Annotated in this window: 20 protein-coding genes; 19 read left to right on the top strand and 1 reads right to left on the bottom strand. The window is 42.8% G+C overall.

Translation table 11 applies throughout. From position 1 onward, the window contains the following. Window positions 1–261 precede the first annotated feature (261 nt). From FAY33_RS13245 to moeB, 18 genes are all read left to right on the top strand, one after another. The gene (locus FAY33_RS13245; protein WP_143321804.1) at window positions 262–1,566 is read left to right on the top strand and encodes a folylpolyglutamate synthase/dihydrofolate synthase family protein; all 1,305 of its coding nucleotides are present in this window, start codon (window positions 262–264) and stop codon (window positions 1,564–1,566) included. After that, window positions 1,559–1,699, top strand: coding sequence for a hypothetical protein (locus FAY33_RS19535; protein WP_185967625.1), 141 nt, complete (start codon window positions 1,559–1,561; stop codon window positions 1,697–1,699). The genes FAY33_RS13245 and FAY33_RS19535 overlap by 8 nt, the downstream gene beginning before the upstream one ends. Window positions 1,700–1,710: 11 nt before the next feature. Then, window positions 1,711–3,039, top strand: a complete 1,329-nt coding sequence (locus FAY33_RS13240; RefSeq protein WP_143321710.1) for a hypothetical protein — start codon at window positions 1,711–1,713, stop codon at window positions 3,037–3,039. A gap of 98 nt (window positions 3,040–3,137) precedes the next feature. Beyond that, a complete protein-coding gene (locus FAY33_RS13235) occupies window positions 3,138–3,479 on the top strand; it encodes an anti-sigma factor antagonist (protein ID WP_143321709.1) in 342 nt (113 codons plus the stop codon). Window positions 3,480–3,513: 34 nt separating this feature from the next. After that, window positions 3,514–3,924 (top strand): anti-sigma F factor, encoded by a 411-nt coding sequence (gene spoIIAB / locus FAY33_RS13230; RefSeq protein WP_347562702.1) that lies wholly within the window; start codon window positions 3,514–3,516, stop codon window positions 3,922–3,924. 5 nt (window positions 3,925–3,929) lie between these two features. Continuing rightward, window positions 3,930–4,643 carry an RNA polymerase sporulation sigma factor SigF gene (gene sigF, locus FAY33_RS13225; RefSeq protein WP_143321707.1) on the top strand — a complete coding sequence of 238 codons (714 nt, stop codon included), beginning with the start codon at window positions 3,930–3,932 and terminating at the stop codon, window positions 4,641–4,643. Between the two features lie 62 nt (window positions 4,644–4,705). Beyond that, window positions 4,706–4,867, top strand: coding sequence for a hypothetical protein (locus FAY33_RS19530; RefSeq protein ID WP_185967624.1), 162 nt, complete (start codon window positions 4,706–4,708; stop codon window positions 4,865–4,867). Further along, window positions 4,864–5,490, top strand: a complete 627-nt coding sequence (locus FAY33_RS13220; RefSeq protein ID WP_143321706.1) for a stage V sporulation protein AA — start codon at window positions 4,864–4,866, stop codon at window positions 5,488–5,490. Before FAY33_RS19530 ends, FAY33_RS13220 begins: the two co-directional genes overlap by 4 nt. Further along, on the top strand, window positions 5,480–5,905 hold the full coding sequence (locus FAY33_RS13215) for a stage V sporulation protein AB (protein WP_143321705.1): 426 nt from the start codon (window positions 5,480–5,482) through the stop codon (window positions 5,903–5,905). Before FAY33_RS13220 ends, FAY33_RS13215 begins: the two co-directional genes overlap by 11 nt. A gap of 34 nt (window positions 5,906–5,939) precedes the next feature. Further along, on the top strand, window positions 5,940–6,392 hold the full coding sequence (locus FAY33_RS13210; protein WP_143321704.1) for a SpoVA/SpoVAEb family sporulation membrane protein: 453 nt from the start codon (window positions 5,940–5,942) through the stop codon (window positions 6,390–6,392). A 31-nt stretch (window positions 6,393–6,423) separates the two neighbouring features. Beyond that, a complete protein-coding gene (spoVAD, locus tag FAY33_RS13205; RefSeq protein ID WP_143321703.1) occupies window positions 6,424–7,446 on the top strand; it encodes a stage V sporulation protein AD in 1,023 nt (340 codons plus the stop codon). Window positions 7,447–7,463: 17 nt separating this feature from the next. Then, entirely contained in the window at window positions 7,464–7,820 is a 357-nt protein-coding gene (spoVAE, locus tag FAY33_RS13200) for a stage V sporulation protein AE (RefSeq protein ID WP_143321702.1), read from the top strand. A gap of 180 nt (window positions 7,821–8,000) precedes the next feature. Then, window positions 8,001–8,195 carry a sulfur carrier protein ThiS gene (gene thiS, locus FAY33_RS13195; RefSeq protein ID WP_143321701.1) on the top strand — a complete coding sequence of 65 codons (195 nt, stop codon included), beginning with the start codon at window positions 8,001–8,003 and terminating at the stop codon, window positions 8,193–8,195. A 71-nt stretch (window positions 8,196–8,266) separates the two neighbouring features. Next, complete coding sequence (locus FAY33_RS13190) at window positions 8,267–9,040, top strand: thiazole synthase (RefSeq protein ID WP_143321700.1); 774 nt, start codon at window positions 8,267–8,269, stop codon at window positions 9,038–9,040. A 59-nt stretch (window positions 9,041–9,099) separates the two neighbouring features. After that, on the top strand, window positions 9,100–10,353 hold the full coding sequence (gene thiH / locus FAY33_RS13185; protein WP_143321699.1) for a 2-iminoacetate synthase ThiH: 1,254 nt from the start codon (window positions 9,100–9,102) through the stop codon (window positions 10,351–10,353). Beyond that, window positions 10,346–10,975, top strand: coding sequence for a thiamine phosphate synthase (locus FAY33_RS13180; protein ID WP_143321698.1), 630 nt, complete (start codon window positions 10,346–10,348; stop codon window positions 10,973–10,975). Before thiH ends, FAY33_RS13180 begins: the two co-directional genes overlap by 8 nt. Window positions 10,976–10,991: 16 nt before the next feature. Next, window positions 10,992–11,342, top strand: coding sequence for a rhodanese-like domain-containing protein (locus tag FAY33_RS13175; RefSeq protein ID WP_143321697.1), 351 nt, complete (start codon window positions 10,992–10,994; stop codon window positions 11,340–11,342). A gap of 85 nt (window positions 11,343–11,427) precedes the next feature. Continuing rightward, on the top strand, window positions 11,428–12,273 hold the full coding sequence (gene moeB, locus FAY33_RS13170; protein ID WP_143321696.1) for a molybdopterin-synthase adenylyltransferase MoeB: 846 nt from the start codon (window positions 11,428–11,430) through the stop codon (window positions 12,271–12,273). A 26-nt stretch (window positions 12,274–12,299) separates the two neighbouring features. On the opposite strand, the gene FAY33_RS13165 is transcribed toward moeB, so the two are convergent. Then, window positions 12,300–14,948, bottom strand: coding sequence for a transglycosylase domain-containing protein (locus FAY33_RS13165; protein WP_143321695.1), 2,649 nt, complete (start codon window positions 14,946–14,948; stop codon window positions 12,300–12,302). Between the two features lie 162 nt (window positions 14,949–15,110). On the opposite strand from FAY33_RS13165, the gene FAY33_RS13160 reads away from it, so the two are divergent. Then, window positions 15,111–15,767: a YigZ family protein gene (locus tag FAY33_RS13160; RefSeq protein WP_347562698.1), complete on the top strand. Its 657-nt coding sequence runs from the start codon at window positions 15,111–15,113 to the stop codon at window positions 15,765–15,767. Window positions 15,768–15,785 lie beyond the last annotated feature (18 nt).

The following is a 15,785-nucleotide window of genomic DNA, read 5'->3' as shown; positions in this document are numbered from 1 at the left end:
ATGGAAAGAAAAGAAGGCGGCAAAGCAAGAGAGTACGGCACTTTAAGATGCAGTGCTCTCTTTTTATTCCCCATAAGAACGGGAATCGGGAGCACTTGTAGAAATTAAGGGCTTTTTGCGAAAGAAATGGGTTGCATATTGCCGGACTTATATTATAATAAATTGAGGAAGTTCGATTGCTCTTTTCCAAATCGAATGGTTGGTTTTATCTTAAAATATAAAATCAAGGGTTAATTTTCAATGGAAGTTGGTACTTTTACGATGAAGTTTAATGAAACGGCAGAAGAATACTTAGGACGGATTCCCATGTGGGCAAGTAAGAAGAATTCCCTGCAGGATATCCGCAGGTATTTGGAAGAGATGGGGGAGCCAGATGAGAATATGAAGATTTTTCATGTGGCAGGAACCAATGGGAAAGGATCTGTATGTGCATTTCTTCAATCTGCTTTACAAAGTTCCGGATTCCATGTTGGGACATTTACGTCCCCTCATCTGATTGATACCAGGGAACGTTTCTCCATTGATGGAGAGATGGTGTCTGAACATACATTTAAAGAAAGTTTTGAGAGAGTCAGAAAGCTGTCCCGGACAATGACTGAAAAAGGGTTTCAACATCCTTCCTATTTTGAATTTCTGTTTTACATGGCGATGGACATGTTCCGGGATTTACGCCTGGATTATGTTATTTTGGAAACCGGACTGGGAGGAAGGCTCGATACTACCAATGTAATCCGGCATCCCCTTTGCTGCGTTATTACCTCAATCAGTCTGGATCATACAGAATTTCTTGGAGATACCATTGAAAAGATTGCGTCTGAAAAAGCAGGCATTATAAAAGCGGGAGTTCCAGTCGTTTTTGATGGAAATGACGGACAGGCGGGACTGGTAATGAAAAAAAGGGCAGAAGAACTGGGCTCACCTTTTTATCAGGTGGACAAGCAGGACTATCAGATTACAGGTTATGATGATACTGGATTTCAGGTAGATTTTTGTGGAGATAAAGAGCCTTTATTAAAGGTACTGATCCCCTGTCAGGGGGAATATCAGGTTATGAACGGGCTTCTCGCTTACCGAGCACTGGAGGCAGCAGGACTTGACAGGCGAACAGGAATAAAAACGGGATTTGCCCATATGCACTGGCCTGCAAGAATGGAAGAGGTTATGCCTGGAGTATTTCTTGACGGAGCCCATAACCCTGGAGGAATTGAAGCGTTTTTAGAATCAGCCGGGGGATTGTGTAAAAGCAGGAAGAAAAGAGCCAGAGTTTTATTTTCGGCAGTGTCCGATAAGGATTATGAACAGATGATAAAAAGGATTGCTGAGACACTTCCTCTTGATCTGGCAGCAGTGACTCACATTGATTCAGAAAGAGGGTTAGAGAGCCTGACACTTCTTCAGAAGTTTCAGGATGTTTCTCAAAGTCAGGTGACAGGATTTTCTACAGTGGAGGAAGCGGTTTTATCTATGCTTGAAAAAAGGGATAGCGGACATTTGCTTTTTTGCGTAGGTTCCCTCTACTTAATGGGTGAGATAAAAGCAGTTTTAAGGAGGAACGGATATGATTGATTTTGAAAAGGAGATTAGCGAATACAGGCCAAGTCTTGAAGTTGATGCCATTGAGGATACCATTGTGAGAAGTGATCTGACAGATATGAAGGATTTAATGATGGATCTGATAAAAGAAGTCACCAGGGAATAGGCGGTTGAGATATGGATTATGAAAGAAAAACCCGTGTAATTGCCAACAGCTATTACAACATGGGACTGGAACGGGCAGGACTCAGAGATCTGACAGGCGCAGCAGAATGTTTAAAGAAGAGCCTTCATTTTAATAAGTATATGACAGAGGCAAGAAACCTTTTAGGGCTTATTTATTATGAAGTGGGGGAAGTAGGTGAGGCGCTTGTCCAGTGGGTAATCAGCATGAATCTTCAGCCGGAAGAAAACCGGGCAGACTACTATCTGGGGGAGATACAGCGAAAAAAAGGTGCCATGGACAATGAACGGCGTACCGTACGCAGGTTTAACCAGGCACTTGTCTATGCCCAGAGCGGAAGCGAGGATCTTGCTGTCCTGCAGCTTAGCAAAGTGGTGGAGAGCAAACCGAACTATATAAAGGCACAGCTTTTATTTGCCATCTTATGCATTGCGAGAGAAGATTACCAAAAGGCAGGAAAAGCAATTCAGAAAGTTCTGCAGATAGACTGCAGCAACTCCAAAGCATTATATTATAAAACACTTTTGAAGGCTTCCGGTGTTCCTGTAAAACCTGTAAGGGAACGAGAACGGGAACCGGAAAAACGTAAATTAAAGAATGTACTTTCCCACAGACAGATGGAAGACGATGATGTTATTATTCCCCCCAGTTACAGGGAGAATACAAAAGATCAGGCGGTTATGAACATTCTGGCGGGACTGATTCTGGGCGCAGCAGTCATCTTTTTTCTGGTTATGCCTGCCATTACCAAGTCCATTAATGACAGCCATAACAAAGAAATGTTAAAGTATAGCGAAGAGTTAAGTCAGGCGAATAAGAAGTCTGACAGCTTAAATAACCAGCTTGAGACATTAACAGCACAGAAGAAGACGGCAGAAGAATCTCTCGCCTCTCTGACCAATAATGCAGATAGCATTCTGGCTCAGTATCAGGCAGTTATTGGCATTCTTGAAGCGTATAAGAAAAATGATTTTAACACAGCCGTGAAGATTTATGCCGGTCTGGATTCCAGTTTAATTACGTCGGATCAGGTACAGGCTGTCATTGGAGAGATCAGAAAAGACATGGCGGAGAATGGAACGGCAGTATTGGAGAACCTTGGTGATAAGGCAGTGGCAGCAGGTGACAATCAGACCGCCCTGGTCTATTATTCCAAGTGTATTGAATTAAAACCGGCGAGCTGGCAGGCGAAATTCAAAGCTGCAGTAATCTATAAGGGTCTGGAACAGAAAGAACAGGCCAATGGACTTTTCTCAGATATAATTAACAACAGCAAAGATACAGAACTATCTGCAAAAGCAAAAGCAGAACGAGGTTTTTAAAAAGGTATTGATAGAAAGACACTACAGAAGAGAACTCTTTTTTTGTGGTGTCTTTTTTAACATTACGGGCAGACAATAAGGAATGGAGGAGATTGCATATGAATCAACCGCACTTTACATATGAGGCAGAAGGTCAGACTTTAATTGTCCATCTGCCGGAGGAGTTGGATCATCATAACTGCTCAGGGCTTAAATATGAAACCGATTTAATCCTTTCTGAGAATTATATCAAGCGGATTTTATTTGATTTTTCGAAAACCAGATTTATGGATTCTTCAGGATTGGGAATTTTGTTAAATCGTTACAAGCAGATGGCATTAAGCGGCGGAACCGTTGCCATCTATGGTGCAGGCGCCCAGGCTCTCCGCATTCTTAAAATGGGAGGCGTTTTAAAATTAATGAAATTATATGACTCTAAGGAAGCAGCAGTCACAGGTTGAGGAGGAACGTATGTCTGAACAAAATAAACCAGAAATTCTGAAAATGGAACTGGAAGCTTTATCAAAGAATGAGGAGTTTGCCAGAGTAGCAGTTGCTGTTTTTATGGCAAGGCTAAATCCTACTCTGGAAGAAGTAGACGATGTAAAAACAGCCGTGTCGGAGGCTGTTACTAATGCGGTCATTCACGGGTATCAGGGAAAGGGGGGAATCATACATCTGACTGTAGAAGTGGAAGGTCAGGAAATTACCATTGTTATCCGGGATACAGGAATCGGTATTCCAAATATTAAGCAGGCAATGGAGCCTATGTACACCACAGATCCGGATGGAGAACGGTCTGGCATGGGATTTTCCTTTATGGAAGCATTTATGGATCAGGTGGAGGTAGAGTCAGTACCGGGTGAAGGAACTGCTGTGACCATGAAAAAGAAGATTAGTGGGTGAGCCCTATGGATGAGACCATGAGATTGATAGAAATGGCTCACGAAGGAGATAAAGCGGCAAGGGACCAGCTTGTAACCGACAATTTTGGGTTGGTCTGGAGCATTGTGCGCAGATTCACAGGGCGTGGTTATGAGCCGGAGGATTTATTTCAGATTGGGACCATTGGACTGATGAAAGCCATTGATAAATTTGATATGTCCTATGATGTAAAATTCTCTACTTATGCAGTGCCCATGATTACAGGAGAAATCAAACGTTTTTTAAGGGATGACGGAATTATAAAGGTCAGCCGTTCCATCAAAGAGATGGCATTAAAAGTAAAACGAGTGAGAGAAGAACTGGTGTTCCGGTTCGGAAGAGAACCTACGGTGGAAGAGATTGCCGGGGAAATCGGGGCAAGTAAAGAAGAAGTTGCGGCATCCATGGAAGCGGGAGCAGAAGTGGAGTCCTTGTACCGCTCCGTTAATAAAAATGATGAAAACAGTATTTTACTGATTGATAAAATTGAGGAAGAAAGCTCTGCACAGGAGGAATTATTAAACCGAATGGTGCTGAGAGATCTGCTGACAGAACTTTCCGATAAAGACAGGGAGATCATTATCAGACGGTACTATTATAATGAAACCCAAAGTCAGATTGCGGCGAAACTCGGAATATCCCAGGTTCAGGTTTCCCGTCTGGAAAAAAAGATTTTAAAGCAAATGCGCGAAAAAATGTAGAATAAAAAAAATCCTATGGCTCATACTAACTTTGAAAACCAGAGAAAAGGATGTGAGCATGTATGGAATCCGTAAAACATAAGATCGCCATGACACTTCTTGTGTTATGCCTGATTGCGATTGCAGTTGCCATCTGGTATATGATTGCAGTTATGCCGGATGGTCTTGAAAAAGAAGGGACTTTAGTAGAAGCATTTCCCGGAGTGGAGAGGCTGGTTTTATGAGTAAAACAGTATACTTAAATATCAGCCAGATTACAGAAGTGCATCACAAGGAAATCCAGTTAAAGGATGTTGCTGATGTATATTGTGACGATTCAGCCACAATGAATAAGTGCAATGCCTTGAGAATAAAAACCATTCGTCTGGACCGGAATAAAAGGTATGTGGAAAGCGCTCTTGATGTCATTAAGAAATTAGTGGAAATGGACCCGGCGATTACCGTAAATAATGTTGGAGAAGTGGATTATATCATTGACTATCATAAATCCAAAAGACCAAACTGGGTATGGCAGTGGATAAAAACCATTTTCGTCTGTATTATCTGTTTCTGTGGGGCCGCATTTGCAATTATGACATTCAATAATGATGTGAGTGTTACCGATGTTTTTAAAGAGATTTACAAGATTATTATGAGAGAAGAGTCCAGTGGATTTACAATTCTGGAAGTCAGCTATTCTGTAGGGCTGTTTTTGGGGATTGTAGGATTTTTTAATCATTTTGCAAAGTATAAGATTAATACCGATCCGACGCCTATCGAGGTAGAAATGCGGCTTTATGAGGATAATGTCAGTAAAACCCTGATTCAGAATGACGGAAGAAAGGAGTCTGATATTGATGTTACTTAAAGAAGTATTTCTTTGTTTTATCGGATTAAGCGCTGGCGGCATAATCGCAGCCGGCGTTTTTGCATTTTTAGCGATTATTGGAGTTTTTCCAAGACTGATCTCGATTACAAAAACAAAAAAACACATCATGCTCTATGAAACCTTTATTATCCTTGGGGGAGTTCTTGGAAATATTTCTGACATCTATGAAATCCCCATCGGATTTGGTGGGAATCTTGCTCTTGGGACCTTTGGACTTGCAGTGGGAATTTTTGTGGGCTGTCTGGTCATGTCTCTGGCAGAGACTCTAAAAGCGCTTCCGGTCATCAGCCGGAGAATCAATCTGGGGGTGGGAATTCAATATATTATCCTGTCTCTGGGACTTGGCAAATTGCTGGGTTCTCTGGTCTTTTTTGCAGAACGGTTTGGTCAGTAACGGCATTCACTGATGTACAAAATGGAGGAATACAATGGAAATAAACAAAAAAGCATATGAAGCTTATGTAAAAGAAGTAACACCAGTCAACAAAAAACTGCCCAATATCCTGAAAGCATTTTTGGTAGGTGGAATCATCTGTACCCTGGGGCAGCTTATTACGAATTATTTTTTAAATACTGGTCTTGAAAAGGAAGCGGCTTCCGCATGGACCATCTTAATTCTGATTGCAGCCAGTGTTATTTTAACCGGATTAAACATTTATCCTAAAATTACAAAATTTGCAGGTGCAGGTGCACTGGTGCCCATTACAGGCTTTGCCAATTCTGTGGTAGCGCCGGCAGTGGAGTTTAAAGCAGAAGGACAGATATTTGGTATTGGATGCAAGATATTCACCATAGCCGGTCCTGTTATTTTATATGGAATTTTAAGCTCCTGGGTCCTTGGAGTAATCGCCTATGTGTTAAAGGCTTTTGGCATATTGTAGAAAAGAACATGGAGAGAAATGGAGAAAAAACATGCAGATAGGAAAAGCAAGTATAAAATTCGAAGAACCGCCTGTTATTGAAAGCGTGGCCTCCATCGTCGGTAAGAAAGAAGGCGAAGGCCCCCTTGGAAAGCTGTTCGATGTGGTGGAACAAGATGATATGTTTGGGACAGAAACCTGGGAGAAGGCAGAAAGCGCCCTGCAGAAGCAGACGGCTGATCTGGCTATTGAAAAAGGAGATATACGAAGGAAAGACATCCGATATTTATTTGCAGGAGATTTACTTGGACAATTGATTGCAACGTCTTTTGGAACCGTTGACTTAGAAATTCCCTTATTTGGATTATTTGGGGCATGTTCTACCATAGGGGAAGCGCTAAATCTGGGTGCAATGACTGTAGCCGGGGGGTATGCGGATAAGATCCTTGCCATGGCTTCCAGTCATTTTGCAACGGCCGAGAAACAATTCCGTTTTCCTCTTGGATACGGGAATCAGCGCCCTTTCTCTTCCTCCTGGACAGTAACCGGATGCGGTGCTGTTGTTTTGGGGAAAAATAGAAAAGAGGGAATCGCTGCCATAACGGGAATTACCACCGGGCGTATGGTGGACATGGGAATTAAAGATTCCATGAATATGGGTGCCGCTATGGCGCCTGCCGCTTTTCATACAATCCAGCAAAATTTTGAAGACTTTTCTGTAGATGAGAATCATTACGACAAGATCATCACAGGCGATCTGGGCCAGGTGGGCAGGACGATTCTTCTGGATTTTATGAAAAATAAGGGACATGACTTAGAAAAGATCCACACAGACTGCGGAATCGAAATTTATGACAGTGAGGCGCAGGATACCCACGCTGGAGGCAGTGGCTGTGGCTGTGCAGCGTCCACTCTTTGTTCCTATATTCTTCCCAAAGTTAAAAGCGGAGAGTGGAGACGGGTTCTTTTTGTTCCTACCGGAGCTTTACTTTCGACTGTCAGCTTTAATGAGGGAGAAACGATTCCAGGTATTGCTCATGGAGTCGTAATTGAGCATATCGGAAACCAGCCATAAGAGGAAAGGAGTAAAAAATGGACTATGTAAAAGCATTTTTAGTAGGAGGAGTCATTTGTGCCCTGATCCAGATTTTAATGGATAATACCAAACTCATGCCAGGGCGGATCATGGTACTCCTTGTAGTAGCCGGAAGCATCTTAGGTGCCGTAGGAATCTATGAGCCCTTCTCTCAATGGGCGGGAGCCGGAGCCACCGTACCTCTTCTTGGATTTGGAAACAGCTTGTGGAAAGGCGTATGGAAGAGCATGGGAGAAGATGGATTTCTGGGAATATTCAAGGGCGGATTTACAGCAAGTGCGGTGGGGATTTCAGGAGCACTTATATTTGGCTATATAGGATCCATTCTATTTAAGCCAAAGATGAAGAGTTAAGAGAGAGGCTTATAAAGGCTTGTATTTTTTTGTTATATGTTGACAGTTATTAGAAATAATGTTATTCTAAATAAAATCAATAATAAAAATTTGTATGTTGACATTTGGTCGCATAAAGGGGTACACCACCTAGGGTGTAGCTTTTTGTGCGGCCTTTTTTATTGCTAAGGAGGTGACTTTATGATTCGGATTAATGGAACAGAAATTGCGGCAGATAACCAGATATTAAGTGATTGTTTAAAGGACAGCGGCTATCATCTGGAGCGGGTTGCAGTTGCGGTAAATGGACAGATTATATCAAAAGCTCAGTACGATATCACTGTTTTGGTGCCGGGGGATTCAATTGATGTGGTTTCGCTGGTAGGTGGAGGCTGACCTTTATTGAGCAGGAAAACAAGAAAAATGAAGCGTTGAAAAAAGAATACATATGGATAGGAGCAAAGGATATGGAGAATCAGGATTTGTTTGTTTTAGGCGGTAAGAAATTTTCATCAAGATTTATTTTGGGTTCTGGAAAATATTCACTAAATCTGATTAAGGCAGCAATCGAATGTGCGGAGGCTCAGATCATTACACTTGCGGTTCGCAGAACAAATACAAAAGAGAATGAAAATATTCTCGATTATATTCCAAAAGAGGCTACCTTGCTTCCCAACACTTCCGGAGCGAGAAATGCAGAAGAAGCGGTGCAGATCGCAAGGCTTGCAAGAGAACTTGGCTGCGGAGATTTTATAAAGGTGGAGATTATGAGGGATACTAAATATTTGCTTCCTGATAATGCAGAAACAGTCAAAGCCACAGAGCAGCTGGCAAAGGAAGGGTTCACGGTACTGGCTTATATGTATCCGGATCTGTATGCGGCCAGGGATTTGGTCAATGCGGGAGCAGCCTCTGTCATGCCCCTTGCGGCACCTATTGGATCCAACAAAGGCCTTGCCACAAAAGAATTTATTCAGATACTGATTGACGAAATTGATGTTCCCATTATCGTGGATGCAGGAATCGGCAAACCGTCAGAGGCATGTGCCGCAATGGAGATGGGAGCAGCGGCGGTTATGGCCAATACTGCCATTGCAACAGCAGGAGATATTCCCTTAATGGCATCTGCTTTTCGGCATGCGGTATGCTCTGGCAGACAAGCCTATCTGTCTGGTCTTGGAAGAGTCTTGGAAAGAGGAGCAGCTTCTTCTGATCCCCTGACAGGATTTTTAAGAGATTAATGAAATCTTTGAATCATTGACTAAGTTGTGAAAAGTAAAATAAATTGGAGTGAAATAGAATGGATGAAAATAGTTTTTTAATAGATTCCGGCAGGTTAAGTCCAGCCGCAAACAGAAAGAAGCACTTATTAGAAGCAGATCCGGCAAGCCGGACCAATCATATGGAATATCTGCCAGATATGGACCAGCTTTCCTCTGATATTATGACAAAAGTCATGAAGACCATGAATTCTTACGACTGCAGCCGCTATACTCAGGAGGATGTAAAAAGAGCTCTGGGTCATGAAACTTGCAGCACGGAAGATTTTAAAGCTCTTTTATCCCCGGCAGCATTGCCTTTTCTAGAAAAAATGGCACTGAGGGCTAAGCAGGAGACTGGAAGGTTTTTTGGAAATACAGTCTATGTGTTCACGCCTCTCTATATTGCTAATTACTGTACCAACTACTGTGTTTACTGTGGGTTTAACTGTTACAATGATATTGTGCGTAAAAAACTGGACATGCAGGAAATAGAGCACGAAATGAAAGTAATTGCTGATTCTGGTATTGAAGAAATTCTGATCCTTACAGGTGAAAGTCCTGAAAAAAGCGATGTGGAATACATTGGTAAAGCGTGCAGACTGGGAAAAAAGTACTTTCGCAATATTGGACTGGAGATCTACCCGGTCAATGTGGATGAGTACCGGTATCTTCACCAGTGTGGCGTGGATTACATAACGGTCTTTCAAGAGACCTATGACTCCGATCGATACGAAAATCTGCATTTGCTGGGACGCAAACGGATTTTTCCATATCGTTTTGAAGCACAGGAGCGTGCCATTATAGGAGGTATGCGAGGGGTAGGTATGTCCGCATTGCTTGGTCTCGGGGATTTTCGCCAGGATGCGCTTGCGACCGCAATGCATGTATACTATCTCCAAAAAAAGTATCCTCACGTGGAATATTCTTTATCCTGCCCCCGTTTAAGGCCTATTGTTAATAATACGAACATCAGATCCCTAGACGTTAATGAAACCCAGTTGTGTCAGATTTTGTGTGCTTATCGTATTTTCCTCCCTTACGTTGGGATAACGGTTTCTTCAAGAGAAAGCCAGGATTTTCGCAATGGAATTGTAAAAATTGCCGCAACAAAGGTATCAGCAGGAGTTTCTACGGGAATTGGGGATCACGAAAACAAGTATGAAGGGAAGGATAAACAGGATGCAGGAGATGAGCAGTTTGAAATTGTCGATGAAAGAACTCTGGATGCCATGTACCGTGATATCAAGTCCGAGGGTCTGCAGCCTGTTTTAAACGATTATATCTATGTCTAACGTTCTGTGTATTACAAATCGCAGTCTTGCCGGAGACAACTTTCTCCGGCAAATAGAAAAAGTAGCAGATGCAGGTCCTGAAGCGATTATTTTAAGGGAAAAAGATTTATTGGAGAAAGAATATGAGAAACTGGCCGCAGAAGTATCTGATATCTGTAAGAAAAAGCAGGTTCGTTGTATTTATCATACATACATAATGACAGCAATAAAACAAGGGGCAGATGGCATTCATTTACCTCTGTTTCAGCTAAGGCAGGTTTACCTTGAAGCACAACAAAATTTTCCAACCATAGGATGCTCCACTCATACAGCGGAAGAAGCTCTGGAAGCCCAATCCTTAGGAGCTACCTATATCACCGCCGGCCATGTTTTTCAAACGGACTGTAAAAAAGGAGTACCTCCACGAGGTCTTGCTTATTTGAGACAAGTCTGCAATTCTGTATCCATCTCGGTGTACGCATTAGGCGGCATTGACATGGGAAATGCCGGTCAATGCCTGGAAGCAGGGGCCACAGGAGTCTGTATGATGTCCCAGTTCATGAAAAGCAGTAATCCAGATGAATTGGTAAACGCAATAGAAGGTTCTCTCCGCAGTAAGATTGGTAATCCAGGTGAAACTTGAAGAAAAGAGGAACCATATGCAGATCAAAGCAAATAAAAGATTATTTCCCCAGGAAGAAAATGGAAAGAATCTGAGTTTGGCTCAGATGAAGATATTTGAAAAACAAGATTATCTGATGGTAGACATACGGGATTCTGTAGTCTTTCAGACCGGCAACATTCCCGGTTCCATCAACATCCCATTTCCAAAAGAAGCCGCAAAGCTCTATGAAATTCCTCAAGACAAACCAGTCATTGTATGCTGTCAAAAGGGAGAAATAAGCAGTGAGATTGTAGAATTACTGATAGATGCGCAATACGAGGCTTACAACTTAACTGATGGATTTTGCGGCTGGCTGAAAGATCAGGTACAATGCGAGAAGAAATAGAAGCATAAAATTCCATTATCAGATTCCAAGCCCAAGTAACGTCTGGCTTTCCCGTTAAAAAAGACCATATCGGAGGTAATAAGCAATGTTATCAGCACAAGAAATTGAACGTTATTCCAGACATATTTTACTTAAAAATGTAGGAGTTAAAGGACAAAAAGCTCTCTTAGAGAGCAAAATATTAATCATTGGTGCAGGGGGACTGGGAGCACCCGCGGCATTGTATTTAGCCGCCGCTGGTGTTGGGACCATAGGAATTGCAGATGATGATAAGGTGGAACTATCCAACCTTCAAAGACAAATTATCCATAAAACAAAAGCTGTCGGAACAGACAAGACAGAATCAGCTAAACAAGCCATACATGAAATCAATCCTGGTATAACCGTAAAAACCCATTCTACCCGCATTCAGCCAGATAATATTATGGATATTATTCAGGAATACGACTTTATCATTGACGGAACCGATAATTTTCCAACAAAATTCTTGATAAACGATGCCTGTGTCATAGCCAGAAAGGCATTCACTCATGGAGGAATTCTGAGGTTTGAAGGGCAGCTCATGACCTATGTACCAGAAAAAGGTCCCTGCTATCGTTGTATATTTGAAGAGATTCCTCCAAAAGATGCAGTCCCGAATTGCTCCCAGGCCGGAGTCCTGGGAGCAATGGGAGGCATCATCGGAAGCCTGCAAGCCTTGGAAGCCCTGAAATATATACTAAAAACCGGAGACCTGCTCATCGGAAGAATGCTGGTATTTGATGCCTTAAAAATGAATTTCAGAACTATAACCTACCGTTCCCCTAATAAAACCTGCAAAGTCTGCGGTAATTCCCCTCTAATCAAAGACGTAAGAGATGACTTAACCCTTTATTCACAGCAATCCTGCTGTAACACACATGTTGAAACAAGCAGTTTTCTTACAACCTAGAAATTAGTGAGTTAATCACCAATTCTTTAGCGTTCCCAGGGCCAGAACCCGCCTCCAGGTGCCTGGGGGACAGGTCCTGGTTCATAGGGCAGACGTTCCGGCGGGCTGACTGGAATATCAGGAACATTCCCCGGTGGAATAATAATGGAGTTAGACGAATGAATCGTACAATATCCAGGCATTGCATATTTGGAATCATCGGTTTCGCCTTCCTCGCCAGGGGGTAATACTAAAAAGACGGCAGTAGTCCGCTCAGGGCAGTAAGGAGTAGGAAGCTTGTGGGAAACAGCACAAACCGTTGCCCTTACATGAATGTTGCAGACATCCGTAGGAACAGTGCCTTTTGCAAAATACTCTGTATAAACCGGATTGCCTCTTGGGTCCTCCGTACACACGCCCGTAACAGGAAGCTTACCTGACTTTCTGCAGATCTCTGCAGTTTCAATGCTGTCTGGAGGTGGGAAACCTGGATCAGACATTCCCTCATGCACCCGGGTCATGATCTTACGCCAAATTGCTTTATGGAAAGCAGTTCCTCCGTTTTGTTTTGTAAGCTTCTGGTTATCATCACAGCCGCCCCAGATTCCAGCGGTGTAATAAGGGGTATATCCCACAAACCAGATATCGTTGTTGCCTGTTGTGGTTCCGCTTTTACCAGCGGCAGACATTCCTGGAATTCTTGCGGCAGTACTGGTTGCAGAAGGACCGTTGCTGGAGAACTTTCTTCCGCCTTTCATGGAATCTGCCATAGCATCCGTAAGCAGGAAAGCGGTGGAATCTTTTAAAACCCTGTGTGTCTCCGGTGTGTTTTCAATTAAAACCTTTCCATCATGGTCTAGGATTTTCGTAAAAAACACAGGTTTTGTATACACACCGCCGTTGGCAACTGTGGCAAAGGCGCCGGTCAGTTCTAAATTCGTGACACCTTTTGTAATTCCGCCAAGTGCCAGTGCCGGGTTGTAATCCGTATCGGTCAGAGAACTGATTCCGAAGTTCTTGGCGTATTCCACACCTAATTGTGGTGTTACCGTCTCCATCAGGCACCGGACTGCAACAATGTTCATGGAATAAACAATTCCATCCCGGATGCTGGAATATCCCTGATATCCTGAACTGTACCAGTTAGAGAAGGTTTTATTGCCGATCCGGTAAACAGAGTCATAATAAACCGTTCCCAGTGTAGCCCCGCTGGTGTCGATGGCAGGAGCAAAAGCAGTTAGAATCTTAAAAGTGGAACCAGGCTGGCGATAAGTTTTGGTTGCACGGTTTAGTGTCAGACTGGCTGTCTTTTCTCCCCGTCCGCCGCTTATGGCCTTTACCTCGCCGGTTCTTTGATCCATAATAACAAAAGAAGCCTGAGGCTCTAACGTCTTGTGAAGGCTTTCCCCGATGATGTTGTCCCCCTCTTTTAAAAGATCTGCCTTAAAGGCGTCAAGATCTGCTTTGATCTCATCTTCTGAATTGTATAAACCATCAAAGCCGGAAGCCTTGTTTTCCCTGTGAAAACGCTTGATGTGTTCTTCCGAATAATGATTGGTAGTTCCGTCCTTATGGGTCACTGACAGCCGGTATTCTATGGAATATCGGGCAGCTCCATAGTTCTCAGGATTGCTGATCTCTTCATCAACCACAGTCTGGATCTTAGGATCCTGGGTCGTATAGATGGATAATCCGCCGCTGTAGAGCATATTGTGCGCCTGGGTATCGGTATACCCCAGTTGATCCTTCATCGCCTTTATGACCTGTTCCACCAGTTCATCGGTAAAATAACTGTATGGGGTAGAGGACTCCTTGGCAGCCATGTCCACATTCTGGATTCTGGAGTAAACGTCATCGGCAAGAGCCTGTTCTTCCTCTTCTTTTGAAATGTAACCCTGATCGAACATATATTGAAGGATTACCTTTTGCTTGGCGGAATTGGCTTTTTGACCTGTAATAGGATTGAACTTGGAAGGGTTCTGGGTAATTCCAGCCAGAACTGTACATTCAGACAAAGTCAGATCCTTTACATCCTTATTAAAGTATCTTTTGGCAGCAACTTTGACTCCTAAAGAGTTGTTCCCCAGATTAATGGTATTTAAATAATTGGTAATGATCTGCTCCTTGGACATAATCCCATCTACTTTAACAGCCAGAAACCATTCCTGAAATTTTCGCTCAAGTCTCTCTCCGAAACTTTTTTCCATACCGCCCCCAAACACGCTGTTTTTGATGAGCTGCTGGGTGATCGTACTTCCTCCGCCGGCAGAAGAGTCGCCTGTTAAAACACCTCTTACAGCACGGAGTATGGAACGAAGGTCAATTCCGTTGTGTTCCCAGTAACGGGAATCTTCATAGGAAACAAAAGCGTTTATAAGATTCTTGGGAAGTTCCTCATAAGTGGCTTCTTCCCGGTTAGAGCCTGCAGTAACCAGAGTTTCTGTAACGTTGCCGGCACTGTCATAGACAGTAGAGGCATATTCACTTGGGACAATCGTTGATATATCAACATCAGGAGCATTGTCTATGATTCCTTTTAGCATACCAAAAGAAATGCTGGCGATCACGATCACGCTCAACAGGCATAGTACAAATAGACTTTTTATAAAAGCCAGAAAAATCTTGGTGGTGTATTTCCCTGCTTTTGAATTGGCAGATCGGATCTTCTTCTCTGTCGCTTGTTTGCCGTAATTCATAGGAAACCTCCTTTTCCGGATTATTATACCAAATAATGTATAGCAATTCAACACTTACCATTTTCGGAACAAAAAAGAAGAAATATACATCAAACCTTGCCGGAACCTGTTATTTTGTATATAATAAGAGAAATTCAGGAATACGAAACAAGAGAAATGAGGATGGATATGAGGAAGGCTTACCGGATTCTTTATAAAGGAGCAACCGGAGAGATCACGGAGAAAAAATCACGTTTTATTGCGAATTTTAAGCCTGCAGCATCAGAGGAAGAGGCCCTGGCTTTTATTGAAGAAATGAGAAAAAAGTATTGGGATGCCAGACATAACTGCTATGCGTGGATCATCGGAAAAAAAGGCGAGGAAAAGCGCTGCAGTGATGACGGAGAACCAAGTCAGACGGCAGGTAAGCCTATGTTAGACATTTTAGAAGGGGAAGAACTTGTCAATGTCTGTGTGGTGGTGACCCGGTATTTTGGCGGAACCTTACTGGGGACGGGAGGACTTGTCAGAGCCTATTCCGGTGCGGTGAGGGAAGGCTTAAAAGCATGTACCACATTAATGGTCCAGCCGGCGAAAAAGGTGCTTTTATCCACCGATTATAACGGAATCGGAAAACTTCAGTATCTTCTTGGTCAGATGGAGATCCTGACCTTAGACAGCCAGTATACGGATCAGGTGGCTCTTACCATTCTTGTTCCCGATGAGAAGGAAGAAAAATTAGAAAACGAAATCAGGGAAGCCACCAGCGGAAAAGCCGGGTATATGGAGTTAGAAGAAGTTTTTTACAGTTTATTTGACAAAGAAGTACTTATATTTTAAAAAAATCTTGCAATATTA

This window comes from Clostridium sp. HBUAS56010 (assembly GCF_007115105.1).
In the GTDB taxonomy this organism is placed as follows: Bacteria; Bacillota; Clostridia; order Lachnospirales; family Lachnospiraceae; genus Lacrimispora.
This window is presented reverse-complemented; position numbering and strand designations above follow the sequence as displayed.